Origin of the sequence: Bacillus sp. FSL R7-0672 (assembly GCF_038601465.1) — a bacterium.
Taxonomy (GTDB): Bacteria; Bacillota; Bacilli; order Bacillales; family Bacillaceae; genus Bacillus; species Bacillus pumilus.
Window position 1 is genome coordinate 1,006,415 of the sequence record NZ_CP152010.1, and the last position, 25,544, is coordinate 1,031,958.

Annotated in this window: 22 protein-coding genes; 12 read left to right on the forward strand and 10 right to left on the reverse strand. The window is 40.8% G+C overall.

The features are described 5' to 3' along the window. Positions 1 to 10: 10 nt before the first annotated feature. Positions 11 to 757, forward strand: a complete 747-nt coding sequence (locus tag MKY18_RS04850) for an NAD-dependent protein deacylase (protein ID WP_081277206.1) — start codon at positions 11 to 13, stop codon at positions 755 to 757. 43 nt (positions 758 to 800) lie between these two features. Here MKY18_RS04850 and MKY18_RS04855 read toward each other — a convergent pair whose 3' ends face one another. Beyond that, a complete protein-coding gene (locus MKY18_RS04855; RefSeq protein ID WP_065098946.1) occupies positions 801 to 1,655 on the reverse strand; it encodes a polysaccharide deacetylase family protein in 855 nt (284 codons plus the stop codon). Positions 1,656 to 1,951: 296 nt separating this feature from the next. Between MKY18_RS04855 and dat the strand changes: the two genes are divergently transcribed. Then, a complete protein-coding gene (dat, locus tag MKY18_RS04860; protein WP_065098945.1) occupies positions 1,952 to 2,809 on the forward strand; it encodes a D-amino-acid transaminase in 858 nt (285 codons plus the stop codon). A gap of 46 nt (positions 2,810 to 2,855) precedes the next feature. Here the strand turns inward: dat and MKY18_RS04865 are convergent, their stop codons facing one another. Beyond that, complete coding sequence (locus MKY18_RS04865) at positions 2,856 to 3,362, reverse strand: universal stress protein (protein WP_003210990.1); 507 nt, start codon at positions 3,360 to 3,362, stop codon at positions 2,856 to 2,858. A 560-nt stretch (positions 3,363 to 3,922) separates the two neighbouring features. Between MKY18_RS04865 and MKY18_RS04870 the strand changes: the two genes are divergently transcribed. Together MKY18_RS04870 and MKY18_RS04875 are read left to right on the forward strand one after the other, a co-directional pair. Next, positions 3,923 to 5,680, forward strand: coding sequence for an ABC transporter transmembrane domain-containing protein (locus tag MKY18_RS04870; protein WP_065098944.1), 1,758 nt, complete (start codon positions 3,923 to 3,925; stop codon positions 5,678 to 5,680). Further along, complete coding sequence (locus tag MKY18_RS04875; RefSeq protein WP_065098943.1) at positions 5,677 to 7,692, forward strand: ABC transporter ATP-binding protein; 2,016 nt, start codon at positions 5,677 to 5,679, stop codon at positions 7,690 to 7,692. The genes MKY18_RS04870 and MKY18_RS04875 overlap by 4 nt, the downstream gene beginning before the upstream one ends. Positions 7,693 to 7,796: 104 nt before the next feature. Here the strand turns inward: MKY18_RS04875 and MKY18_RS04880 are convergent, their stop codons facing one another. From MKY18_RS04880 to MKY18_RS04910, 7 genes are all read right to left on the reverse strand, one after another. Continuing rightward, positions 7,797 to 8,414, reverse strand: coding sequence for an NAD(P)H-binding protein (locus MKY18_RS04880; protein WP_044140667.1), 618 nt, complete (start codon positions 8,412 to 8,414; stop codon positions 7,797 to 7,799). A 286-nt stretch (positions 8,415 to 8,700) separates the two neighbouring features. Then, positions 8,701 to 8,904, reverse strand: a complete 204-nt coding sequence (locus MKY18_RS04885) for an alpha/beta-type small acid-soluble spore protein (protein ID WP_003210761.1) — start codon at positions 8,902 to 8,904, stop codon at positions 8,701 to 8,703. 233 nt (positions 8,905 to 9,137) lie between these two features. Continuing rightward, positions 9,138 to 10,244, reverse strand: a complete 1,107-nt coding sequence (gene ugpC, locus MKY18_RS04890) for a sn-glycerol-3-phosphate ABC transporter ATP-binding protein UgpC (protein ID WP_065098942.1) — start codon at positions 10,242 to 10,244, stop codon at positions 9,138 to 9,140. A 139-nt stretch (positions 10,245 to 10,383) separates the two neighbouring features. Further along, positions 10,384 to 11,259: a helix-turn-helix domain-containing protein gene (locus MKY18_RS04895; protein WP_065098941.1), complete on the reverse strand. Its 876-nt coding sequence runs from the start codon at positions 11,257 to 11,259 to the stop codon at positions 10,384 to 10,386. A 20-nt stretch (positions 11,260 to 11,279) separates the two neighbouring features. Then, complete coding sequence (locus tag MKY18_RS04900; RefSeq protein ID WP_003211787.1) at positions 11,280 to 11,489, reverse strand: YheE family protein; 210 nt, start codon at positions 11,487 to 11,489, stop codon at positions 11,280 to 11,282. A gap of 155 nt (positions 11,490 to 11,644) precedes the next feature. After that, a complete protein-coding gene (locus MKY18_RS04905) occupies positions 11,645 to 13,003 on the reverse strand; it encodes a YheC/YheD family protein (RefSeq protein ID WP_065098940.1) in 1,359 nt (452 codons plus the stop codon). Beyond that, positions 12,960 to 14,063, reverse strand: coding sequence for a YheC/YheD family protein (locus tag MKY18_RS04910; protein ID WP_065098939.1), 1,104 nt, complete (start codon positions 14,061 to 14,063; stop codon positions 12,960 to 12,962). The genes MKY18_RS04905 and MKY18_RS04910 overlap by 44 nt, the downstream gene beginning before the upstream one ends. A gap of 214 nt (positions 14,064 to 14,277) precedes the next feature. Between MKY18_RS04910 and MKY18_RS04915 the strand changes: the two genes are divergently transcribed. The 6 genes from MKY18_RS04915 to MKY18_RS04940 all read left to right on the forward strand — a co-directional run bounded on the left by MKY18_RS04915 (position 14,278) and on the right by MKY18_RS04940 (position 21,088). After that, the gene (locus MKY18_RS04915) at positions 14,278 to 15,411 is read left to right on the forward strand and encodes a DUF445 family protein (RefSeq protein WP_065098938.1); all 1,134 of its coding nucleotides are present in this window, start codon (positions 14,278 to 14,280) and stop codon (positions 15,409 to 15,411) included. Between the two features lie 121 nt (positions 15,412 to 15,532). Next, entirely contained in the window at positions 15,533 to 15,889 is a 357-nt protein-coding gene (locus MKY18_RS04920; protein ID WP_012009440.1) for a YlbF family regulator, read from the forward strand. A 420-nt stretch (positions 15,890 to 16,309) separates the two neighbouring features. Next, positions 16,310 to 17,176, forward strand: coding sequence for a Cof-type HAD-IIB family hydrolase (locus MKY18_RS04925; protein ID WP_065098937.1), 867 nt, complete (start codon positions 16,310 to 16,312; stop codon positions 17,174 to 17,176). A gap of 114 nt (positions 17,177 to 17,290) precedes the next feature. Continuing rightward, complete coding sequence (locus tag MKY18_RS04930; RefSeq protein ID WP_044140674.1) at positions 17,291 to 18,790, forward strand: coproporphyrinogen III oxidase; 1,500 nt, start codon at positions 17,291 to 17,293, stop codon at positions 18,788 to 18,790. A 75-nt stretch (positions 18,791 to 18,865) separates the two neighbouring features. Beyond that, positions 18,866 to 20,140: a SidA/IucD/PvdA family monooxygenase gene (locus MKY18_RS04935; RefSeq protein ID WP_185107615.1), complete on the forward strand. Its 1,275-nt coding sequence runs from the start codon at positions 18,866 to 18,868 to the stop codon at positions 20,138 to 20,140. A 177-nt stretch (positions 20,141 to 20,317) separates the two neighbouring features. Then, positions 20,318 to 21,088: an enoyl-CoA hydratase gene (locus MKY18_RS04940; RefSeq protein WP_185107613.1), complete on the forward strand. Its 771-nt coding sequence runs from the start codon at positions 20,318 to 20,320 to the stop codon at positions 21,086 to 21,088. Positions 21,089 to 21,119: 31 nt separating this feature from the next. Here MKY18_RS04940 and MKY18_RS04945 read toward each other — a convergent pair whose 3' ends face one another. Continuing rightward, on the reverse strand, positions 21,120 to 21,308 hold the full coding sequence (locus tag MKY18_RS04945) for a YhzD family protein (RefSeq protein ID WP_065098934.1): 189 nt from the start codon (positions 21,306 to 21,308) through the stop codon (positions 21,120 to 21,122). Positions 21,309 to 21,480: 172 nt separating this feature from the next. Between MKY18_RS04945 and MKY18_RS04950 the strand changes: the two genes are divergently transcribed. Continuing rightward, a complete protein-coding gene (locus MKY18_RS04950; RefSeq protein WP_185107611.1) occupies positions 21,481 to 22,695 on the forward strand; it encodes a DNA repair exonuclease in 1,215 nt (404 codons plus the stop codon). Between the two features lie 16 nt (positions 22,696 to 22,711). After that, a complete protein-coding gene (locus MKY18_RS04955; RefSeq protein ID WP_342497758.1) occupies positions 22,712 to 25,501 on the forward strand; it encodes an AAA family ATPase in 2,790 nt (929 codons plus the stop codon). Positions 25,502 to 25,544: the final 43 nt, after the last annotated feature.

Genomic DNA, 25,544 nt, shown 5'->3' on the forward strand with positions numbered 1-25,544 from the left:
GGAAGGATGAGTGGATCAAACAAAGGTGGCAGTGCTAAGAGAGAAATTAACGCAGGCTTCACATATAATGGTACTTTCAGGTGCGGGTATGAGCACGGAATCAGGTATTCCTGATTTTAGGTCAACAGGCGGTTTATGGACTGAAGACACCGCTCGCATGGAGGCGATGAGCCGATCCTACTTTTTATCAAATCCTCATCAATTCTGGCCGAAATTCAAGGAATTGTTTCAGATGAAAATGAGCGGGGAGTACGAGCCGAATAGCGGGCATACCTTTTTAGCCAGCCTTGAGAAACAAGGAAAACTTGTAGAGATTTTTACCCAAAATATTGATGGCCTGCATAAAAAAGCAGGAAGCCAGCATGTATATGAACTTCACGGCTCCATTCAAACAGCTACTTGCCCATCATGCCAAGCGACATATGAACTGCCTTATTTATTACAAGAAGAAGCGCCTGTATGTCTAAAGATTTCCTTAGACGGACGGACATGTGGACAAGTGCTGAAAACAGATGTTGTCCTTTTTGGAGACAGGGTCAAACATTTTGATCAAGTAGAGAAATCACTTCAGCGAGCGGACCTTCTGCTCGTCATGGGGACTTCCCTAGAAGTAGCGCCAGCAAGATATATTCCAGAAGATGCCGCTCAAAATCCTTCCATCTTCAAGGTGATGATGAATTTGAGTGAAACAGAATACGATCCACTGTTTGATCTTGTCTTTCATGAACGAATTGGCGATCTCGTGAAAGCTTTATAAATCATCAAAGACCCCGCATCCAAAAAAGGAGCGGGGTCTTACTTTATTGTTGTAGCGGCTTCATTGTTTCATCAAGGACTTCAAATGTATAGCCCTTCGCTTTTAGCTGTGTGAGCAAACTGTTTAAGTATTTTGCTGTCGCTGGCTGATCGTGCATTAAGATGATTTTTGGTTCTTTTGGATGTTTTGTCTCTAGCATTTGCAGCTGATTCAATACCTCTGGTACATATTTAGAGCTTTTATATTTCCAGTCAAGACTGTCAATTGTCCAATCCCAGTAGATAAAGCCTTTTTGTTTTAAACGTGCTTTTTGCTGATCCGTTAAATTTGGAGCGCTGCCATAAGGTGTTCTCACAAGGTGTGTATACTCTCCTGTGACAGAAGCCAAAATGCGCTGATCTTCCTTCATCTCATTAACGGGAGAATCACTTTTTTGATAAAAGCGTTTCACATCATGTGTGATCCCATGAAGCCCTAACTGATGACCTTCTTGATGAAGTCTTTTCACAGCTGCCGGATGTTCTTTAATCTGTGGCCCAAGCATGAAGAATGTGGCCTTTACTTGATGTGCCTTAAGCACATCTAAAAGCTGGTTTGATGTCGCTGACGGACCATCATCGAAGGTTAAAAAGATCGTTTGATTCGTTACATGTTTGTTTGGGTTGATCTTAAAATGTGCATCTAATGTTTTCGTAGAATCATCTTTTGCTTTCAGACTTGTGCTTGTGTCTCGGAATTGACTGCTCGCAGACATTTTAGCCGGCTGATCTGCTGCCTGCATATTGGTTTTAGATATATCCCAAATAAAAAAGAGGATCAGTGACAAAATCACTAAACCAATCGCCTTTGAGAGCAGCATCGTGTTTGAAGGTGTCTGTTTTTTCGTAACCCGTTGCATTTCAATCGCTCCAATAAATCAAAAATTTGTGTCGAATCATGTAGTAGATTCTGTCTTTTTTCATTGTTTTTTGTCGTGTTCATATGGAGTAAGTATACAGGAAAAAAGAGCCTATGAATATAGAAGATGCTAAAAAATTGGAATCTTTTTGGTTATGAGTCTATGTTTGTTACAATAGAAAGTTGACTATTTACCATGATGTGAAATAATTCTGAATAATCATTGAAACGTACCCATTTATCCGCTAAGATAGCATCAGATTCAACCATTAATGCGAAGCGAAGGGGAGATTCCGTATGAAAGTATTGTATAATGACGATTTCATTGAAAAAAAGGATGCACATGTGGATATTGAAGACAGAGGCTATCAATTTGGTGACGGCGTCTATGAGGTCATCCGTGTATACAATGGGAATTTGTTTACATTAAAAGAGCATACAGAGCGTCTGTTCAAGAGTGCAAAAGAAATCGGCATTCATCTTCAAGGTGCAGTATCAGATATGGAAGAAAAGTTAAAACAGCTCGTCGCCCATAACCAATTAACAGATGGCGGTGTGTATATTCAAGTCACGCGGGGCGTCGCACCTCGTAAACATCAATATGGCAATTCTCTCACTCCTCAAATTACAGCATATACGTTCCAGGTGAAAAAGCCTGTTCATGAGCAGACAGCTGGTGCAAAGGCTATATTATCTGAGGACCTTCGCTGGTTAAGATGTGATATTAAAAGCTTAAATCTTTTATATAACGTCATGGAAAAACAGAAAGCATCTGAAGCTGGTGCGTTTGAAGCCATTCTGATTAGAGACGGTTTTGTGACAGAGGGTACTTCCTCGAATGTATATGCCATCATTGATGGCGTGATTCGCACACATCCCGCAAACAATTTTATTCTAAACGGTATTACCCGTAGAAAGCTTCTTGAAGTATGTGATGAAGAGGGATGTAGCGTTGAAGAAACGCGTATAAGTAAAGAAGAGCTGCTGCGCGCGCAGGAAATCTTCATCAGCTCGACGACGGCTGAGGTCATTCCGATTGTTGAAATTGATGGTCAGCCAGTAGGTGAAGGCGTTCCAGGAGAGTTGACAAAGCGTGTACAGGAAGGCTTCCAACAAAAAATTAAACAGGAAAGTGAAGCATCGATTTCTTCATAAATAAAAAGAGGCTGTAAACGAATGTTTACAGCCTTTTGTGATTCTTTTATTTTACAATAAGCACAGGTATATCTGATTTTGATGATAACTTTTCACTTACACTGCCAAAGAGCATTTTTTTCAATCTGCTTTGGTCACGGGCTCCCATGACGATGAGGTCTGCTGAAATGTCTTCAGCATATTCGATAATCGCTTCCGCTGGTTCCCCCTCAACAATTTCAATGGCAGCTTCAAACTGCTCCTCATTTAAAAGCATTCTTGCTTCTGCAACGACCTCTTCTGTATGATCTTCAAAAATCAAAGGACTTTGCTGTTCATCATGAGGTACATACACAGGGGGTGTTTGAAGGTCTGCCATGCCGCCGCCGATATAAGCTCCGCCAGTCATTGGGCGCGGTGCATCAAACACCTGTCTGCTTGATTTGCCATCATGTGCATAGGCAACGGTCAGCTTGGCATTCAAGGTTTTGGCTAAAGCGATTGCCTTTTTTAATGCTTTCTTACTGTCTTCATGTCCATCAAACGCAACGACCATCCGATCAGCTTGAAACAATGTCCTCATTCCTTTCAAAAGGAGTCTTTACACTCATGGTATACCCGTTATCTGAAAAAGATACACATGAAGGCGGTGAACTTTTTGTTAGAAAATTTCATTTATTGAAAAATATTTATTGACAAAATGGTGACAGCCACTATAAGATAAAAAAAGATTCAAGAGCCAAAAGGAGGAAATGTCATGTGCAACATCATTGGAAGAATGAAATCAAACTGTATGAATGGGTTGATTCACGTGACAATTACACCTTCATTGGTCATTGAAAAGGGACTCGTATGTTCCAATTGATCGGATGAATCAAGGCGTATGTTGCGTATTTGTCAACATGCGCCTTTTTACATGACGAAAAGAGGCGTACCAGATAGCTGGTTGCCTCTTTTTTTGTTGTATTCATTTCGCATTTCGAAATAAAGGGATGAAGATCAACAAGTAAATGAAGAGGAGTGAAAGCATGTGAACATGCCAAAAACAAGACAAATGACAAAAACCAAAAAAACAATTCAAGGTGACAGCCAAGAAAATCTAGAAAGCGGCTAGCTTTAAAAGGAGAGACACACATGTTTTCAGTATTTACGAAATTAGGCTGGTTCTTCAAACAAGAGTGGAGGCGTTATACGATCGCCATTACACTCCTGCTCATTGTGAATGTGCTTGAAATGCTGCCGCCAAGATATCTTGGGCAGGCAGTTGATGACATTCGTTCTGGTCAATTTACAACATCCAGTATAATGTTTTATGTCACTATTTTTTGCTTGCTAGGTGTCGTCGTCTATACGCTGACATATTTTTGGATGTATCAGTTATTTGGCGGCGCAAATGTCATGGAGCGTGTAATGCGTGGGAAACTCATGCGCCACTTACTTAAGATGACACCTACCTTTTATGAGAAGAAAAAAACAGGTAACTTAATGGCATTAGGTACAAACGATTTGAATGCTGTAGCTTTAACGACAGGTTTTGGCGTTCTGACATTGGTGGATTCCACTGCTTATATGCTGATGATCTTTTTTACGATGGGGCTGACGATTAGCTGGAAATTAACTTTAATGGCGATTATCCCTATGCCGCTAATGGCGCTCTTGATTGCGTATTATGGCAGCAAGATTCATGATCGCTTTACAGTTGCTCAAGATGCATTTGGTGATATGAACGACCGCGTCCTTGAATCAGTCGCAGGCGTCCGGGTCATCCGGTCTTTTGTACAGGAGAAGCAAGATGTCGAACGCTTTCGTCAAATGACTGATGATGTATTTCAAAAAAATATGAGAGTGGCGGTCATTGATTCATTGTTTGAGCCGACAGTGAAATTACTTGTCGGTGTCAGCTACTTAATAGGAATTGGCTACGGAGCCTATCTTGTATTCCAAAGCGATTTAACCATTGGTGAGCTTGTCGCTTTTAACGTCTATCTTGGGATGATGATCTGGCCAATGTTTGCGATCGGCGAGTTGATTAATATTATGCAAAGAGGAAATGCGTCGTTAGACCGGTTGAATCATACACTCAGCTACAAGCCGGATGTCACAGACGCTTCTCAGCCAAAAACGTTACAAGAGCCTGGCGATATTCGGTTTGACCAAGTGACATTCAGGTATCCAACTTCCCCTAAAGATAATTTAATTGATGTGTCCTTTAGAGTTCGAAAGGGGCAGACGATCGGAATTACAGGCAAAACAGGAAGCGGTAAAACGACTATCGTAAAACAGCTTCTGCGCCAGTATCCAACAGGTGATGGTCAAATCCTGCTATCAGGAGTCCCAATCCAAGAAATCGAATTGGATCAGCTATTTCAATGGATCGGATACGTACCGCAAGATCATATTCTTTTTTCTAAAAGTGTAGAAGAGAATATGCGTTTTGGTCATCGAGACGCAAAACAAAATGAATTAGCACAAGCGATCAAAGATGCTTATTTCGAAAAAGATTTACGTCTGTTGCCAGAGGGTCTCGAAACCATGGTCGGAGAAAAAGGTGTGGCGCTGTCAGGTGGACAAAAGCAGCGAATTTCCATTGCACGCGCTTTATTAATAGATCCCGACATTTTAATACTGGATGACTCGCTTTCTGCGGTAGATGCAAAAACAGAAACCGCTATTTTAGAAAATTTAAGGCAAAATCGTCATGGGAAAACGACGTTTATTACGACTCATCGTCTATCAGCTGTTGAGCATGCAGATCTCATACTTGTCATGGAAGAAGGACGCATCGTCCAAAAGGGAACTCACGAAGAGCTCATTCAGCAAGATGGATGGTACAAAGAACAATTTCTACGTCAGCAGCTGACAAACCAGCTGGAAGGAGGGGATGAGGCATGACAACAGGAAGAAGACTCCTTGCCTACGCACTCCTTTATAAGAAAGTACTGTCTGTTGCCTTGATCTTTCTCATCATTGCAGTAGGTGCTGAACTGACAGGACCATTTATTGGGAAGAAAATGATTGATGATCATATTTTAGGTGTAGAAAAGCCTTATGTCGAGGTCAATGAAAAAACAGACAAAACCGTTTATTACCAGGGAAATAACTATATACGAAGCGATCGATTAGACAGTGGTATGGAATCTGGAAAACAAATCAATGTGGTGCAAGTCGGATTCGGTTACTATTTTGTGAATGAGCCGATTCGCTTTGATGGAAACCGAAAGATCTCGGGAGATCAGCTTACCATTGAAAATGGAAACGAGCACGAGACCTATCAAGTACAGCGTTTATCGAAAGAGGAAATTTTCTCTTTTTATGAGCCGGAAATCAGTGGTTTGGTGCAGCTTGTTCTATTTTATCTAGGGCTTCTCGTTATTGCGATTTTCTTTCAATATGCGCAGCATTATCTGTTACAGCGAATAGCCAACCGAATTATTCAAAAAATGAGGGTGGATGTATTTGAGCATATTCAAACACTGCCTATCCGGTATTTTGATAATTTACCTGCTGGAAAGGTCGTAGCGAGGATTACCAATGACACAGAAACCATTCGTGATTTATATGTGACAGTCCTCGCTAATTTCGTGACGAGTGCGATTTACATGATAGGAATTTATATTGCCATGTTTTTATTAAATGTGAAGCTGGCACTCATTTGTTTAGTGGCGGTACCGATTATTTTCCTATGGTCGATGACCTACAGAAAGTTTGCATCAGTGTACAACCACCGCATTCGTTCGATCATTAGTGACATCAATGCCAAGCTAAATGAAGCCATTCAAGGGATGACCATTATTCAAGCGTTTCGTCATGAAAAAGTGACGAAAGAGGAATTTGATGAGCTGAACAACAATCACTTTCGATATCAGCGAAAGATGCTGCATTTAAATTCACTTCTGTCGCATAACTTGGTTAACCTGCTTCGGAATTTAGCCTATGTGGCACTCATTTGGTATTTTGGCGGTGCGTCCTTAAGTCCGACGGGCATTGTGTCAATTGGTGTGCTCTATGCGTTTGTCGATTATTTAAATCGATTATTTCAGCCGATTACAGGTATTGTGAACCAATTCTCGAGATTGGAATTAGCAAGGGTTTCATCGGAAAGGGTTTTCCGATTATTGGATGAGCCAGGAACAACAGTGGAAGAACCTGTTCAAAAGAAAATGGAGGGACACGTTCAGTTCCAAGATGTCACCTTTGCTTATAATGAAGGAAATAATGTATTAAAGAACATTACGTTCGAGGCAAAAAAAGGCCAAACGGTTGCACTTGTGGGGCATACTGGTTCTGGGAAAAGCTCGATCATGAACTTGCTGCTGCGTTTTTATGACATTCAGCAAGGAGACATTCTCATTGATGGAGAAAGCATTTATCGCCAGTCTCGGCAAACGTTGCGGAAACAAATGGGCATTGTGCTTCAAGACCCGTATTTATTTTCCGGAACGATTGCATCTAATGTCAGCTTAGGAAATGAAGACATTAAAAGAGAAACGATTGAAGCATCATTAAAACAAGTAGGCGCAGTAGAGTTATTGAAGCATCTGCCAGAAGGATTTGATGAACCAGTCGTTGAAAAGGGAAGTACTCTTTCCTCAGGGGAACGTCAGTTAATTTCATTTGCTCGTGCACTAGCGTACGATCCAGCGATCTTAATTTTAGATGAAGCCACCGCAAACATTGATACAGAAACAGAAGCGATCATTCAGCGAGCACTTGATGTCGTCAAAGAAGGACGAACAACTTTTGTCATTGCTCACCGATTATCCACCATTAAGAAAGCCGATATGATTTTGGTTTTAGAAAAAGGGGAAATTGTCGAGCGGGGTAGTCATGATCAACTCATGCAGCAAGAAGGGCTATATGCGCAAATGTACGAACTGCAAAAGGGTGCTGTGGCAAACAGTTGATGAATCACAAAAAAGAGCCTATTCATATTGAATGAGGCTCTTTTGATTTGCATAAAAAAGTCGAGAAATCGTTTTTGACCTCGATCTTTACTCGTTATGCGTCATTAGTAGGCAATGCCGACGCGTTGATGTACAAATTCCTTCGAATTTAACTGCTGATATAAAAAGTGTGCGGTATCTTCAACTGAAATTTTCTTTCCATCTATAGGGAGAAAATCTTTCTCATAGCGATATGACCGTGTCACTTCTCCGTCTGGTAAATAGGTTGGACAAATAATGGTCCAATCTAAATCAGTCGATTGAAGGAGTTCAAACGCTTTGGCATGCTCCTTAGCTGCTCGGGAAGTGGTCCGCCTTGATTCATTTGTTTCAAAACGGTAAAGTTCCGGCTGCTGCCTTGCCTTTAAAATACCTGCTGTACCTATTGTAATAATTCTTGATGTATTTGATTGCTTCATGGCTTCTACGATATGCTCCATTGAAACAGATAATGTATCATCACCATCTGTCGATAGACAGCTCACAACAATATCTGCTCCTTTGATCGTCTCAAGCACATCTTCTCGATTTCTTGAATTGCCGGTGACTTGAAACATACCCGCAAGCATTTCTTCTCGGTTTGTCCGAATCAATGAACGAACTATGTAACGATCATCTACTTGAACGAAACGAAGAAATGCTTGTCCTACACGTCCATGAGCACCGAAAAGAGCTATTTTCATCTGTTCGATCCCTCCACTACATACTATAAGTGAAAAGAACCGAAAATGGTACAACTTTTATGTGATGCTTTTTTTATAAAGGTGAAAGGACCGAATACTATGAGCATATTCACATAATAGAGAGATACCTACGAATTGTAGAAGTTCAAAGTTCATACCGGAAATAATGTCCATGAAGATCCGCTCCTTTCTACTCCATGATATGAGTTGGAAAGGAGATTGGTGAGGGAGAATAATAAAAAAAGAAGACACCTTAAGAGGTGCCTTCTAATATCCAGATATGAAATTAAGCTTTTGTTCCACCCATGTGTTGTTGCGCGTAAGACACAAGACGTTTTGTGATTTCTCCACCAACTGAACCGTTAGCACGAGCTGTAGTTTCTGCTCCAAGGTTAACGCCAAATTCAGAAGCGATTTCGTATTTCATTTGATCGATTGCTTGCTCTGCTCCTGGAACTAGTAATTGATTTGAACTATTAGAATTTGCCATGATGTGAATCTCCTTTTTGTATATGATTTGGTTTTTGGTTGGGTTTGCTGGAATCGCACCAGCGAAATGATCAAGTCATTTGCCACTTGGCGAAACCCAATGCAGTAACTGCTTTGTACTAAGTATTATGGTGATTTTCGAAAAAAACATACGAGAAAAGAACATGGTAAATGTTGTTCAACATGCAAAAAAGCCATCACTCAATCATGAGTGATGGCACTGCATATATCTCTTTATTCAGCGGAACGGATGCGGAGCTCCGTATCCGAATCAAAGAAGTGGGCTTTGTTCATATCGATGGCAAGAGGTATAGATTGTCCGGCCTGAACCTCGGTACGAGAATCAACACGTGCAATAAAAGACTGACCATCGAGAGAAGAGTAAAGCATCGTTTCTGCTCCCATTAATTCAGCAACTTCTACGTTAGCATCAATCTTTGTGCCCTCAGACGCTTCTATAAACACGGGTTCATCATGAAAATCTTCTGGTCTGATACCAAGGATGATATCTTTTCCTATATAACCTTGGCTGCGTAATACCTTCATCTTTCCTTCTGGTACACGTATATGCGTTTTTCCAACTGCAATGGCACCGTCAGAGAGCTTTCCTGTAAAAAAATTCATCGCAGGAGAACCAATGAATCCACCTACAAATACATTCTCTGGATTTTCATATACATCCTTCGGCGCTCCAACCTGCTGAATAAAGCCATCTTTCATTACGACAAGACGAGTAGCCATTGTCATAGCTTCAGTCTGATCATGTGTGACATAGATAAATGTCGTTTGCAGACGCTGATGAAGCTTAGATATTTCAGCACGCATTTGAACGCGAAGTTTTGCATCTAAATTAGAAAGCGGCTCATCCAAAAGAAAGACCTTTGCATCACGCACAATTGCTCTCCCGAGTGCAACACGCTGTCTTTGACCTCCAGACAGTGCTTTTGGTTTCCTGTCTAAATATTGCTCAAGGCCTAATATTTTAGCGGCATTTCGAACCCGCTCATCAATTTCTGTTTTCGGGAACTTCCGCAACTTTAATCCAAAAGCCATATTATCGTATACATTCATGTGAGGGTATAATGCATAGTTTTGGAAAACCATTGCGATATCCCGGTCTTTTGGTGCTACATCATTCATCCGTTTTCCGTCTAAAAGAAAATCCCCTTGTGAAATCTCTTCAAGTCCTGCAATCATGCGAAGGGTTGTTGATTTTCCGCACCCAGATGGACCAACAAATACAACAAATTCTTTATCTTCTATATGTAGATTAAAGTTGTCTACTGCTGTTACCTTGTTATCATACACTTTATAAATTTGATTGAGCATCATTTCAGCCATAGATGATAACCTCCCCATTTACTTGTTGAAAGCGCTTTACTTGTAAATAAAGTGTATAAAATGGGGAAGCGTCTGTAAATGGACAACGTGCACAACATCTCATTTTCATTTTTGGGCAGGGTGCTCATGTCACTGAATGTTATGAAAGGTCGAGAAGATTCATCATAAAATAGACGGCAGATGCTTCTGGAAAATGTCGTATATCAATTCCTGTTCGCTCAATAAATTTATCAATTCGATATTGAAGGCTGTTTCTGTGAACATATAAAGCTTTTGCTGCCTTAGATGCATTTAAGTTACATTGCATATAAGTCATGAGGGTACGGTAAACGTCCCGATCAAGGACCGCCTCTTTAAAAGCATCTGAAATAGCATGAGAGAGGGCGGATTCATCATAACGTAAGAGTGAGGGTAGACATTGATAAATTGTGCAAATCCCTGACCTAGGCTTAGCTCGCTGCATATGGCCCAAGACAAGCTGCTGTTCTTTTAACAATTTATTCTGTAAATGTTCATTTGGCAAATGGAGCTGTCCTTGTAAAAAGACTGAGTCTGTTAAAAAGTCACTTGTAATGGCTAGAGACAAATCATATAGTAGCTCTAATTGACTATTTTCTGATGTAGCGTTTGTTTGAATCAGCATCGCTGTATGAGCGCCTGTCCAAATGAAATGAGTTTGTTCGAGGCTGTGGACCACAGCCTCTTTTATTTGCTGCCTTTGTTCTGCTTGATGTGACATTTTAAAATAATATACACGGACGGGGTGCTGAACAGTTAGTGGTTTGTTATCAAAAAGATAGCTGTACCATTTTTGTTCATCCTCAGTCTGCTTTGTGTGAGAAAGATCAATTGGTGTAAGGAAAGTATTGAGGAGAAGTGTTTCTCTAGCTGTAAGCTTTGATTTGTCTACTCCAAATAATTCGCCTTCGTCTGTTTGGTACCAAAGAATTTGATGATCATCTGTAGGGGAGCTGATGATATGCTCTCCGTAAACAAGCTTTAATTTTTCTAACATGGCGAAGCTCCTTAAACAGTTTAATCATAGACATGGAATAGCATTAATTCGTGGATTTCTTCTTTTAATGTTGGTTCGACTTCATGGGGCGGAAGCTGAGAGCCCCATTCAATATCACCTGTTTTGTGGTAGATGCCTTCGTAGTGCGCACCATTGTGAAAAAAGGATATTTTCCAGCCTGGCAATTGTGCTTTTTTAAAGAGAGGTTTCCATTGAAAATGAGAAATCATATCATTATTGCCTCCTTGCTTTTATTGATGAAACAATAAATAAACACGACAATACGGAAACAACCTTGAACTTGATTTTATTGTATCTCATCTGATGAAAAGAGCATAGGAAAAGCATAGATTTCATAGCACCCTCACTTTAAAACGAAAAACATTCAGTAGACGTTTGTATGGTCTGTAGTTGTTGAGGTCGTTTGTGAAAGGTAAGATGCGTAATCCATGATTCTTTTGCCGATCAGCCTTTCTGAGTTTCGCAATGAGACATGCTGGAAAACCTCGCGGCCAGGGCGAGAATTGGCTTCAAACATCCAGATAGCTCCTGTCTGATCAATACCTAAATCAAAACCGATTTCACCAATATGACCGGACATTTTTTCATCAATTACCTGACTAAGCGTGATGGCCGTATAAGAAAGCTGCTCTAAGATTTTGAAACGCTTCTTCTTTTCTGGAAAAACATCATAAAGTGTTCTCACGGAGCCACCATGTGAATGGTGAGTCGTGACGGTGTGATTGCCAGAAATTTTTGCTGCTGCTGCTGTGACTGTCCAATGACCGTACTTATTTTTATTGGTATGGACTCTGAAATCCATTGGTTGATTGTCTATTTGAAGAAGTGCAATGCCTTGTTGAGCCATAAAGTCTTGAACCGCGTGATCTTTCCGGAGATTGGTCACGAAATCCTCTAATGAGTCATATGGAACAGCTCTTCCTTGATTTGAGCATACAATGATTCCATGAGCCTTCTTGTTTAATTGATAAATATCGTCGCCGTGACTGCCGTTTGACGGTTTTAAGTAAATGACCTGATGTAGATGGAGGAGTGTTTCTATTTTATTTAGAGCGTCCACCGGGTCCAATTGAATGGAATGTGGAAGAAAAGGACATGTTTTTTCATCTGTTAACAGTTGTTCATGAATATCCCATTTGTTAAAAAAATGAGGGTTGAACCAAGGAATATCATAGTCTTGAGTGAGTTTGCGTTTTGTTTCTTGAATGAATGCTGACTGAGCAGTCTTTCTACTTGGAAGACGGTCGTAAATGACTGAAGGCAGGGGCATCTGTTTTTTAACCCATGTTTGCTGTTGGTACAACAATCCTTCTACCATTCCTTTATCCCAATCAATAGAATGAGTACCAAAAAGATAGGCAAAACCGGCATGTTGTTTGAAAGAGCGCAGCAGTTTGATAAAAAAGTCTGATCTCGTTCCGAGTGGCTGCGTGCTTTGCTCAAAACCTGCGGTGAAAATACCAAGCAGTGGCCCTAAAAACAGGGTATGATCAATGGCGATCACATCAGCTTTTGATTGATAAGGAATTCGTAAATCTCTATATAGATCTTCTGATAATAAAATTTTCTTCGGATGTTGATGATAGGAAACGGTGAAGTCATCTATTAAACGGGAACCTAAAGCAAGAGAATAGATCGCCTCCTGCTGTTTAAAACGGACGGGAAGATGAATTGTTTTTTCACTTGTGGGATGAGGAGCGATGATGCAGCGATTTTTGTTCATAAGATACCTCCTTCGGTTGAGACTTCATCGATTGGGCATGTGCAAGAATGGTACGAATCAAATGATTTTCCTTGTCAGGATAAGCTTTTAAAAAAGCGGATCGCCCTGGTTTTGATCTTATATTTGATATGAAAAGCCTGCCTTCACTTGTATGAAGTAAGTCTACAGCGAATTCAAAGCAAGGGGAAAGGGTTTTATCTATATATACTGGCAGAGATGCTTGAATGGATGCAATATCATCTAAAAGAAGCTCTTTGATGTGCGGAAGCAAGGTGTTTATATAGTGATCAAAGCCTATCATGGCTGCTGATTTTTGTGTAATGCTTAAATGACTATTTTCTGTAGGTGATTTTGTGTGAATTCCTATGCGATTCCACTGATTTTGTGAATCTTTCATCAGGAAAATCCTTATTTCATTGAATAAAAAGTCTTTTTCATCACTCGTCTGAAAAAATTGAAGGAAATATCGGCCTACATATTTTTTACACCAACGCTCTATATCTGATGGACGCGAAAATGTGATGACTTGCTCGGGACTTAGCTGAACAGTGAAAGTGTTGTCTTTTAAGAAAATGAAGTAAGTAGATGCTGCATGGTGTTGAGAGAGCGGCTGCATTTTACAATAACCGTCTTTCCTTAACATGCTGAGAAGGTCTGATGTCTTTTTTAATAATGAGCAGACAGGTAAATATGGCTGTAAAGCAGGGAGAAGGCGGAGCTGCTCGAATAGCATCATTTTATTTGAAATACCTGTATTCAAAAAATCTGTTTTCGGATACTTTTTCAGCCAATCCATGATTGGTTTTGCTTTTTTAGATTGTGCGTCATGCTTGTAAAGGCATCGATCGTAAATCAAGTCAGGAATCTCAAATTCTGCTGCGACGAATCCATGACCATTCGTATATGTTTGACCTTGTATCAAATTTGAAGCCGGCTTTAAATCAAGTGGTGTAAAACGGACAACCTTTAAACCATAAGCAGGGGCAGCTTTGGCTAGCCCACGTGTGAATGTCTCTTCATACTTCGGTGAAAGGGTCACAATACCTAATGTTGATGTCATTAAAAAACACCTTCTTTTCAACTTCTTTTTTTACCAGCAGAAAAACACTTTTTTATGATTTTACATAAAGATTGCGCTCCTTTATCATTACGACAGATCGATTGATCATATGTCTAGCAGCATGCTTCATTTGCTTGGGAACTTGACAACAACTATAATACGTATAGGTTAAAACAATAAACATCGGGTGTTATTTGAAAGGTTGATGACGACTTTGAATATATTCACAACGTTTATCTTTATGATTGTGATAGGCGCAGTCATTGGAGCAGCAACAAACCATCTTGCGATTAAAATGCTTTTTCGCCCTTATAAGCCGTATTACTTATTCGGGAAACAGCTTCCTTTTACACCAGGGCTCATTCCGAAAAGAAGAGACGAAGTAGCCAAGCAAGTTGGTGTCATGGTGATGGAGCATTTGCTCACGCCAGAAGGTATTCAAAAGCGATTTGAATCATCGGAGGCAAAGCAAGAAATCTTACATACAGTCCATCGATATATTGACAAAGGCGCTGAAATGGAGATAACAGTGCTATCTTTGCTTGAAAGCTTCGGCGTATCACAGGCTGACGTCAAAGCAGATGAATGGATCCATGAGTGGTCTGATCATAAGCTCAATTCACTACTTGAAAATTATAATGAGCAAACTTTATCTGAATTGCTTCCGCAAGATGTGGAAAACAAAATATCTTCAAAAATTCCAGATGCAGCAGATTATATTTTAAAGAGAGGGATTCATTATTTTGAAAGTGAGGAAGGAAAATCAAGACTCGGTAATATGATTGATGATTTCTTAAAAGAAAGAGGAATGCTCGGCAGTATGGTCCAAATGTTTCTAGGAAATTCAAGCTTAATTGATCGGGTACATCCTGAAATCATCAAATTTTTAAGAAACGCAGAGACAAAAAGGTTTTTATCAGATTTGCTTGTTCAAGAATGGGACAAGGTGAAGCAGTTCTCTCTACATGAGCTTGATGAAAGATGGAATGTGAAGGAACTTATATTTAGCGTGAAAAACCAATTGCTTTCTCATTTCTCAACCAAGCTGATATTAGACAGGTCAGTTGGGTCATATGTCAGTGCTGTAGCGGATGATCTTAAAACACACGTTGCACCAGTACTGATTCAAAAGGGGATCAGTGCGGCATCAAATGTTTTAGAGGGTCTGCTGGCAAAGTTGCAATTTGAAGACATCATTCGTGAACAAATTGAACTTTTCCCGCTAGAAAAAATGGAAGAGCTTGTCGTCAGTATTTCCAATAAGGAGCTCAAGATGATTACATTCTTAGGCGGTCTTTTAGGCGGATTAATTGGCGCAATCCAAGCAATCTTTGTCACGTTATTTTAAGACAGACTAGAGAAATTTTGATGAATTCATTGTATATATGTGAAACGAAAGCCATAGTTTGTTATAGTGGAGTGGTGTCCGCCGATCATATCGGTGATAACGGATAGAAAGGAGACATAACATGTCTGTAAATGTTTATGATGTTGCATATGACCTTGAAAAAGCACTGCGTCATAGCGAAGAATATTCAACTTTAAAAAATCTTTATGATGAGGTAAACGCGGATGAATCCTCTAAAAGAATGTTCGAGAACTTCCGTGACATTCAAGTAAACCTTCAACAAAAACAAATGACTGGTCAAGAGATCACACAAGAAGAAGTGGAGCAAGCTCAAAAAACAGTAGCCCTTGTTCAACAGCACGATAAAATCTCTCAGTTGATGGAAGCAGAACAACGTGTGAGTGTTCTCATCGGAGAATTAAATAAAGTGATCATGAAGCCTCTTGAAGAGCTTTATGGGAATCCAGAAGAAAATTAATGAAAAGGGCGATGATATTCGCCCTTTTTTTATTTCACATGTTCCCTGTCTAACTTTTCAAAAAAAGGTTGTCGAAGCTCATAAATTCTGCGATAATACTTATATTGAAAGTGCTTTCAAATGAGCGCTCTCATGGGACAATTGGGTGCGTTTCACTTGGGATTTATGGCGATTAGCCAAACGAGAGAGAAGCGCTTCTGGGAGAAACACAAAGCATAAGGGGATCTGATATAAGCAATGCTTTGGTGTGTGAAAGATAAGGGGATCATGGGGAGCTTCATCACCTCATTGTGACGCATCCAAACCATACATAAAAAAAAGATTCATAACACACAGAGCTCTTTTAACTGCATGTTCTAAAGCACCAAGCTAGGGCATATCCTCATCGTAAGTACAGTCATCAAGAAGGGGGATGCCTCAGTGTCAAAAAAATTACTTGCACTCAATATAGATGGAACGTTACTTCGTTCCAATGGAAAAATCCATTCCGCTACAAAAGAAGCTGTGGAATACGTGAAGAAAAAAGGGGTTTACGTGACGCTTGTCACCAACCGGCATTTTCGTTCCGCACAAAAAATTGCCAAGGCGTTGAAGATTCCAACGTCAACCCTTGTGACGCATAGTGGTGCATTTATCGCGAATAAACTCGATGAGCCGCTTCATGTGAAGAAACTAACGGAAGAAAAAACGTTTAATCTTGTACAAATTCTTGAAAGCTTTGATTGTAATGTTCGCTTGCTGCATGAAAAATTCTCGATTGGCAACCGGAAAAAAACGCAGTCACAGCTGATGGGAAAGACGTTGATTCATCCGTCTGATCCAATTTTCTATCCCGTGCAATTTGTTGAATCGCTAAGTGATATGCTGATGGATGAACCGGTCAGTACACCAGTGATTGAAGTATATTCAACCGCAGAGCTTCAGCCTGAAATTCACCGAACCATTCAACAAGCTTTTCCATCTGTCGATCTTATTCGGATCAGTGATGAGAAAATGAATATTGTATGCAAAGGCGTATCGAAAGAAGCGGGGCTTTCTCTATTGACCTCAGCATTAGGTTTGACTTTAGAAGATACGGTGGTCATTGGGCAGGGAACAGATGATATCCCAATGCTCGAATTGGCTGGCTTAGGCGTTGCGATGGGAAATGCACCTCATACTGTTAAGCGTAAAGCCGATTGGGTGACACGTTCGCACGATGAACAGGGAGTCGCTTATATGATCAAAGAATACTTTAGAATGCAGCAAAGAGAAGGATTTTTACATCAATTCGATATTAAACGATAATATAGACGAAGGCCCTGTCAATTAAGAAATGGCAGGGCCTTCAACTGTTCCAGTCATTGCTTTTCCTACATAGATTTTGTAAAATGAAACAAGTTTGAAGATAAAGGTGATACGATGCGAATTTTAATTAAAGGGCTGTCAGATGAACGATTTCATCGCCCGCTTGTCAATATAGCCAATTTATTTGAAGAAGATAGTGAAGTGCTGTTTGATCCAGATGAATTGGAAGATGGCTTAACCATGGTGTTTAGCTGGGAAGAAGAAAATGGAACGGTGGAAGCATCTGGCTATATCGCTGGGTCAGACATCACTAGTCGTTTTTCGCGAGACGTCCCAGAGGGCTTGAATGACAAGGAGCGCTGGAAGCAAATCAAAAACACAGTGCTGTCTGTTTATTTACATCTGCTTCAGGAGCACACAGGAATGACGCAAAAGTGGGGTATTCTCACAGGGATACGTCCTACAAAATTACTTCATAAGATGCTGAGAGAAGGTATGACAAAGGAAGATGCGCATGCTGCATTAAAGCGTGATTATTTGATTCATGATGAAAAAATCGATTTGATGCAGGAGATTGTTGACCGTCAGCTTCAAGCGATTCCGGATCTGTATGACCTTCAGCAGGAAGTAAGTATTTATATTGGTATTCCTTTCTGCCCAACAAAATGCGCTTATTGCACGTTTCCTGCTTATGCGATTAAAGGACAAGCTGGAAGAGTGGGAACGTTTTTGTTTGGTCTGCATTATGAGATGCAAAAAATTGGTGCTTGGCTAAAAGAACATGGGATCAAAGTGACGACTGTTTATTTTGGCGGAGGTACGCCGACAAGTATCACTGCGGAAGAAATGGATTTGCTGTATGAAGAAATGTATCGCTCGTTCCCTGATGTGAAACATATACGGGAAGTGACTGTCGAAGCAGGACGTCCTGATACGATTTCGCCTGATAAGCTAGAGGTGCTAAACCGATATCATATTGACCGGATTAGTATCAATCCACAATCGTATGAGAATGAAACACTGAAAGCCATTGGCCGGCACCATAGTGTAGAAGAAACGATTGAAAAGTATCACTTATCAAGACAGTATGGCATGAATAATATTAATATGGACTTAATTATTGGTTTGCCAGGAGAAGGGCTCAAGGAATTCCAGCATTCCTTGCAGCAGACTGAAGAACTTAAGCCTGAATCTTTAACTGTGCATACGCTCTCCTTTAAAAGAGCGTCTGAGATGACACGCAATAAGGACAAATATCAAGTAGCTGACCGAGAAGAAATCACACGTATGATGGATGAAGCGGTCGCTTGGACGAAAGCACATGACTATCATCCTTATTATTTATATAGACAAAAAAACATCTTAGGGAACCTTGAAAATGTCGGGTATTCATTAGATGGACAGGAAAGTTTGTATAATATCATTATTATGGAAGAAGTGCAGACAATCATTGGGATTGGATGCGGTGCTGCTAGTAAGTTCATTGATCCACGTTCAGGAAAAATTACGCAATATGCCAATCCAAAAGATCCAAAATCATATAATGACCGTTATGAACACTATACTGAAGAGAAAATTCAATTTCTTGAGTCATTATTTGTTCCTCACGTTTAAACACTGCGGTGACGCAGTGTTTTTTTCATTTGTAAAAGGGTATATAAGTGATAAAAAGTTAAAGCAGGTGTACATATGATTGATGTGATCGGAATTGGGATTGGACCTGCCAATTTAGGTTTGGCGGCTTTGTTAGAGGAGTATGAAGATGTTTCATGCTGTTTTTTTGAACAGGAGACTGAATTTGCTTGGCATCCTGGTATGCTGATCAAAGGAACGGATTTACAAGTCTCCTTTTTAGCTGATCTTGTGACGATGGCGAATCCAAGGAGCAGATATACATTTTTAAATTATTTACATGAATCAAATAGACTTCACCGGTTTTATACATTTGAACAGTTTGACATTCCGCGAAGAGAATTCAATGAGTATTTGTCATGGGTCGCAGGTGAATTAGATAGCTGTCAATTTGGGATGAAGGTAGAGGAAGTGACGGACTGCCAAGGTGGTTATCTTGTGAAAGTCCGGCGATTGAAGGATGGATCGCTTTCTGAGTATCGGGCAAAGCATGTCGTGCTCGGAACAGGGAGCAAACCGATGATTCCTGTCAATGTGCCTGATGCTGCACTGCCATATGTGACCCATAGCAGCCGGTATTTAGAGCAGCAGAAAGAACTTCATGAAGCTGAGGCGGTGACGGTCATTGGCTCTGGGCAGAGTGCAGCCGAAATCTTCTTAGACCTGCTTCAGTATCAGAAGAAAGGGCAGCAGCTATCTTGGTTTACGCGATCTAGTGAATTTAGAGAGCTGGAGACGGCTGAGCTTGGTCAGGAGCTGTTTACACCAAAGTACGTTGAATATTTCCATTCGCTTCCTTATGAAGAACGAATGAACACATTGCCTAGGCTGACTGGATTAAGAAATGGGATAGATGCATCGACGCTCTCACGCATTTATCAGGAATTGTATCATCGGTCTGTTTCAGGTGAAGAGCCATCTGTGATTATTCAGCCAATGACCGTGCTTGAAGCCATTCAGGTGGAGGAGAATCAGTCCCTGAAGCTGCACCTAAAGCAGTGGCAGCTAAAGAAAGAAAAGAGTATAACAGTAGATCATGTCGTATTGGCTACAGGGTACAAACCGAATATTCCGGCATGGTTTAGTGCGTATGAACCTTTAATTGAATGGGAAAGTGAAGAGCATTTTAAAGTGACAGAAGACTTCAGGCTTGTGTTCAAAGACAAGCGTCCGCATCATTTCTTTACATTCACGCACCTAGATCACTCTCATGGAACAGCGGCGACCAATTTAAAACTATCCATCTACCGCAACCAGAAAGTGATTCAAACCATTCGTGGGGGCAAAGAAGCGCCAGTCAAGCAAGAAACAGCCTTTCAGCAATTTGAATAAGAGATGAAAAAGGGACCCCAGCATAGGGTCCTTTACTATATAAAAATATATTTTTCGTTTCAATAATTATGCTTATTTTGGTATCGACTGATCCTGAAATTTCTTATGCAGAGGAAAAGGGATTATTCGGGTTGAAATGGAAGTAAGTCATGTGTTTAAAGAAAAGGGGGATGGGTGATGACATATATCAATTGTCAGCTAGACGGGGATATTTTTGAAATCGTTTTCAAAAGGCCTGAGGCTTATAATTCATTTCATGTGGACATGTTTGCTGAATTCAAAGAGGCATGTGATGCAGCGGAGGAAAGTAGTGCAAAAGTCGTTGTGATCAAGGGCGCGGGAAAAGGGTTTTCAGCAGGCGGAGATATTGGCATGATGCTTAAGCAGGAAAGTGAAGAAGATTTCCATCGTGTGATGGATTTGATCGAGGGGATTACACTTTCTCTAGCTGGTATGAAAAAAGTGACGATTGCTCTTGTCCACGGGTCAGCGGCAGGCCTTGCTTTTAGCTTTGCTTTAAGCTGTGACTACTTGTTTATGCATCAAGATGCAAAGCTCGCCATGAATTTTAATGGAGTAGGCTTAATTCCAGATGGCGGAGGGCACTTTTTCCTTACAAAAAGAGTCAGTGAACAAACCGCGAAACAATTGATTTGGAGCGGACAAAAGCTTCCTGCTGAAGAAGCGCTAAAGCTGGGCCTTGCAGACGGCGTGTTTCAAGAGGAAGTCGATGCGTATCAAAAGGTATGTGTGAAGCCGTTTATGAACATGCCGCTTCAAGCATTTATCGAGACAAAGCGAATCTATTTCCAGCAGTCAGAACCTGAGCTGCTAGCCGTTCTTCAAAAAGAGAGGACAGCACAGGCAAGGCTGAGGCAAAGCCATGATCATAAGGAAGGCATTCAGGCCTTTTTAGAAAAAAGACGACCTGTGTTCCAGAATGTATAAACGGATGTGAGGCCGGCGAATGCCGGCTTTTTTAACGTTCAAATAAAAGCAGCTTGCCTGCATCATCAACGAGCCGATGAGAATGCTTCGTGTATTGCTGTTCGATTAAGCGATGGCGACCTAATTCCTTTGCCTTTTCATCACTATCCGTTGTGATTTTTTCATTTAATAAAGTCTCACCCGATGGGTCAAATACAGTTAAAAAGTATGTCTTCGCCATTCCTCATCTTCCTTTCCTCTACTTTTCTATGTAATTAAACAAGGAATAAGATAAAACCTCTTTTTTAGCCCTTAAAAATGTGTTTTTTAGAATGAGAGTGATAGAACGTGCATTCGCAAAAATGGCATGATAAAATATGGACAATGACAGTATCGGACAAGGAGATAGACGTTTGACTAAGCTCACCTTTATTCATGCCGCAGATTTACATTTAGACAGTCCATTTGCAGGAATGTCGAATATCCCTAGCTTACCCTTTAAGCGGCTCAAAGAAAGTACATTTCAAAGTGCGAAGAATATGTTTGATTTCGCCATTGGTCGAGCAGTAGACTTTGTGCTACTGAGTGGAGATTTATTTGACGAATCCAACCGCAGCCTGAAAGCACAGCTGTTTTTAAGAAATCAGTTTCTAAGACTGCAAACTCAAGGGATTGAAGTCTTTATTATTTATGGTAATCATGATCATTTAGGCGGTGAATGGACACCGGTTGAGTGGCCTGAGAATGTGCACGTTTTTTCAACCAGTACCCCAAGTGAGCAATCCTACTATAGAGGAGATCAGCTTGTCGCAAGTATTTATGGATTTAGCTACAAAGAGCGTGCTGTCTATGAAAATATGACCTCACATTACGTCAAAACGACAGATGCTGCCTTTCACATTGCAATGCTTCACGGTACATTAGCTGGACAAGAAGGTCATGACGCGTACGCACCTTTTCAGCTTGAGCAGCTCGTTTCCCGAGATTTCGATTATTGGGCGCTTGGACATATACATAAGAGAGCCCTTCTGCATGAAGACCCGTTGATTATTTACCCTGGTAACATGCAGGGCAGACATATAAAAGAAACAGGAGAGAAAGGCTGTTACGTTGTTCAACTCTCCGAGGATTCTGCGACAGCGGAATTTATGAGCTGTGCGGATGTGATGTTTGAGACACTTGCAATAGACATCACAGAGACGGTTCATATGACGGATCTTGTGATACTTGTGGATAACAAAATCAGTGAACTGAAAAAGGATGGCGTCCCTCATTTTGTGAAAATTGAATTGATGGGTGAGGCTCCTCCTTACTTTGAGCATATGCAGCTTGAGTTGCTTGAGGAGCTGATGACCGTTCTTCATGAACAGGAAGAAGATGAAGATGTATTCGTTTGGGTGATATCGATTGATTGCCGAACAAATGAGGAAATCGCCTATCCAGAAGATTCTTTTTTAAAGGAACTCACTGCTGAAATTTCACAGTTTGAGGCATATGAAGAGCTTCTATCACCGATCAAGCGTCACCCAACTTATAGAAAGTCAGGAAAAGCTCTCACAATAGAGGATGAAGTGGATATAAAAGAAGAAGCACAAAGGCTGCTGAAAGAACAGCTAAAGCAATTATGAGAAAAGGAGAGGCACAATGAAAATACGTTCACTCCATATCGCCCATTTTGGGAAATTTTCAAATCGGACCTTTCACTTTTCTGATGACGGTTTTCAGCTAGTTTACGGCCTGAATGAATCTGGGAAAACGACATTGAAAACGTTTATTGAATCGATGTTATTTGGTTTTCCAAAAAACAAGATGTACAAGACGAAACAGGGTTCTTTTTATGGTGGTTCCCTCACTTGCGAAGATGACGAGTTAGGCGTTATTCACATTGAGAGAACATCCGACCGCGTTGGTCAAGCACAGGTGTTTTTACCGAATGGTGAAGTGAAAGACGAGGCTTTTCTACAGACACTTTTAAAGGGAACGGATCGCAGATTATATCAATCAATCTATTCATTTGATGTGTTCGGACTGCAAAATGTCCAAGCCTTAAATCAGGATCAAATAGGCGAATTTCTACTTTTCTCAAGTTTATTTGGCTCAGATGCAGCCAACAAGATGGATAGCAGGCTGCTAAAGCAGCAGGAGCAGCTGTTTAAACCAAATGGCCGCAAGCCTGAATTAAACCAGCAGCTTGGTCATTTAAAAGAGCTGACAGGTCAGCTGAAACAAGCGAGATTGGTAGAAGGCAGCTATACCGAAAAGAAACGGGAGCAATCTGAATTAACGGAGACGATCGAAAAGCTTCAAAATGAAATGAAGCAAGCAGAAGAACACCTTCAGAAACTGACTGAATCCATTCAAGTGTATCCCATGATTGAGAAAAAAGTGGAGTTGAAAAAGGAATTAGCCCGCTTTCCAGACCGGGTCAAACGTTTTAGAGCAGAAACAGAGCATGAGCTGGATAAACTAGAATCACACCTTCACCCAAAAAAGGCTCAATTGACTGCACTGAAACAGAAGTTAGATCATTTGCAAACCTCACTCGTACAAGTTCAACCGCTTTATGACAAGGATACCTTAATGGAGATGAAACGAGTCGTAGATGAAGCATCTAATGCTGAGCTTGTGAAAAAGCGTATAGCAGAGTGTCGAGCAAACCGTGATTCATTGAAACAAAAAATCGACGAAGCGGTAGCAAAGCTAAAGTGGGAGCGCCCGATAAAGCTCGAACAAATCGACGATTCGCTTGAATTTGAGTGGGAATTAAAGGAGTCTGTCACTCAATACGTTCGTCTCATGGACAGAAAGGCGCAGTTAGATGAACGATTTGATCACGCAAGACATGAGCTGGACGAAGCAGAAGCCGCGCTAAAAGGATTAAAGGAACAGCAAGTGAGACTGCACGGAGCAGAAGATGATGCGAAGGAGACAAGATCGAAAAAGAAACCGGTTTATTCCCTGACGTCATTATTCCGAGGTTTGATCGCATTTGATGTGGTGTTTCTGTTTGTTCTATTCTTTTTAACAGAGTGGTGGATCACGTTCTTGTTTGCGGGATTTTCTGTTTTTCTCTTCTTTGTCATTTACTCATTCAGTCAAATGAGCCCTATGAAACAAAGAAGCGGCGAAGACGCCTTAGATTCCTTTCAAGTGCAGGCAGCTTCAACTGAAACACTTATGAGGCAGAAGGAGCTGCTGTACGAAAGAATCATCCGGCAATATGAAGACTGGGAGCTAGAGCTAGAGCCTGTCCAGCAGCAAGTAGAGGAAAAGAAGAGGCAGCTTGGCTTGTCGTCTGAGCTTTCTTTCCTAGTCGAGGCCTTCCATATTCTCAAACAATTAAAAATGAATACAGCGGCATATGAGGAGCTTCAGCGTGAATTAGACGTGCTCTCCGATAAGCAATCGGTTTATGAGCGCAAGGTTTTAGCATTAAGTAGTATTTGTCAAAAAAAGGAAGTATTTATTCAGGAGAATATTTCAGCCTTTCAAGAGATATTGAAAGATGAGGCGAAAAGAGAAAAAGAACGCCAGACATTACATGTATCCATTCAACATGCGATGCAGCAGCTCTCGACACTAGAAGATGAAATTCAATATTACGAAAAACAAACTGACGAGCTTTTTCGTCAAGTAGAAGCAGAGTCCAAAGAAGATTACCAAGTGCTTTCTCATCTATCGAAAGAATACCGGGAACGGCTTTCTGAGCTGCAGCAGCTGAATCAAGAGCTTCATAGAAGCGGTTGTTTTGATGAGGAGGAATGGATTGTTCGCAAAGGACTACCTCTCCTTGAGGAGGAGTGTGCAGAAGCAAAGCAGCACCTTCATGACGTTCAATTGAATGCGGAGAATATGGAAAAGCGTTTAGCAGAACTAGCGGTGGAAATCCGGCAAATAGAAGCTTCTGGAACGGTGTCTGATTTGACTCATCAGCTTGCCGCAGAGCAGGAGCATGCGAAGCACCTCGCAAAAAAATGGGCGGCCATTCAGCTTGTCCGCTCCGTCATACGAGAAAAATTGAATGAGCATAAAGAAACAAGGCTGCCTGCATTGCTTCAAACAGCCTCTAGTTTTATTCAACCGTTAACAAATGATCGTTATGAAGCGATTTTATTTTCACCTGAAGATGACTTGCTCATGGTGAAAAGAATGGATGGACGAATATTCCGTCCAGAGGAACTTTCACAGGCAACGTGTGAACAGATCTATCTGGCGATTCGTTTTGCGCTTGCTTTGTCTCATCAGCAAGATTGTCAGCTTCCGTTTATGATGGATGACAGCTTTGTTCATTTCGATCACGTTCGTCTAGGCAGAGTGCTGGAGATGATGAACGAGCTCACACGTTTTGAAACACAGCTGTTTTATTTCACCTGTCATGAGCATATGAAGCAAGCGGCAGAAGATGGACAGGTTACGAGTTTAGCAGTTGAATGATTGACAAATAATGACTTATGTTATACTTATATGAGCAGAAACA

Coding starts and splice junctions, on each gene's coding strand:
- MKY18_RS04855 (WP_065098946.1), bottom strand. CDS start 1,655: ATGCAACGGGTTACGAAAAAACAGACACCTTCAAACACGATGCTGCTC.
- dat (WP_065098945.1), top strand. CDS start 1,952: ATGAAAGTATTGTATAATGACGATTTCATTGAAAAAAAGGATGCACAT.
- MKY18_RS04870 (WP_065098944.1), top strand. CDS start 3,923: ATGTTTTCAGTATTTACGAAATTAGGCTGGTTCTTCAAACAAGAGTGG.
- MKY18_RS04875 (WP_065098943.1), top strand. CDS start 5,677: ATGACAACAGGAAGAAGACTCCTTGCCTACGCACTCCTTTATAAGAAA.
- MKY18_RS04880 (WP_044140667.1), bottom strand. CDS start 8,414: ATGAAAATAGCTCTTTTCGGTGCTCATGGACGTGTAGGACAAGCATTT.
- MKY18_RS04885 (WP_003210761.1), bottom strand. CDS start 8,904: ATGGCAAATTCTAATAGTTCAAATCAATTACTAGTTCCAGGAGCAGAG.
- ugpC (WP_065098942.1), bottom strand. CDS start 10,244: ATGGCTGAAATGATGCTCAATCAAATTTATAAAGTGTATGATAACAAG.
- MKY18_RS04895 (WP_065098941.1), bottom strand. CDS start 11,259: ATGTTAGAAAAATTAAAGCTTGTTTACGGAGAGCATATCATCAGCTCC.
- MKY18_RS04900 (WP_003211787.1), bottom strand. CDS start 11,489: ATGATTTCTCATTTTCAATGGAAACCTCTCTTTAAAAAAGCACAATTG.
- MKY18_RS04905 (WP_065098940.1), bottom strand. CDS start 13,003: ATGAACAAAAATCGCTGCATCATCGCTCCTCATCCCACAAGTGAAAAA.
- MKY18_RS04910 (WP_065098939.1), bottom strand. CDS start 14,063: ATGACATCAACATTAGGTATTGTGACCCTTTCACCGAAGTATGAAGAG.
- MKY18_RS04920 (WP_012009440.1), top strand. CDS start 15,533: ATGTCTGTAAATGTTTATGATGTTGCATATGACCTTGAAAAAGCACTG.
- MKY18_RS04930 (WP_044140674.1), top strand. CDS start 17,291: ATGCGAATTTTAATTAAAGGGCTGTCAGATGAACGATTTCATCGCCCG.
- MKY18_RS04935 (WP_185107615.1), top strand. CDS start 18,866: ATGATTGATGTGATCGGAATTGGGATTGGACCTGCCAATTTAGGTTTG.
- MKY18_RS04940 (WP_185107613.1), top strand. CDS start 20,318: ATGACATATATCAATTGTCAGCTAGACGGGGATATTTTTGAAATCGTT.
- MKY18_RS04945 (WP_065098934.1), bottom strand. CDS start 21,308: ATGGCGAAGACATACTTTTTAACTGTATTTGACCCATCGGGTGAGACT.
- MKY18_RS04955 (WP_342497758.1), top strand. CDS start 22,712: ATGAAAATACGTTCACTCCATATCGCCCATTTTGGGAAATTTTCAAAT.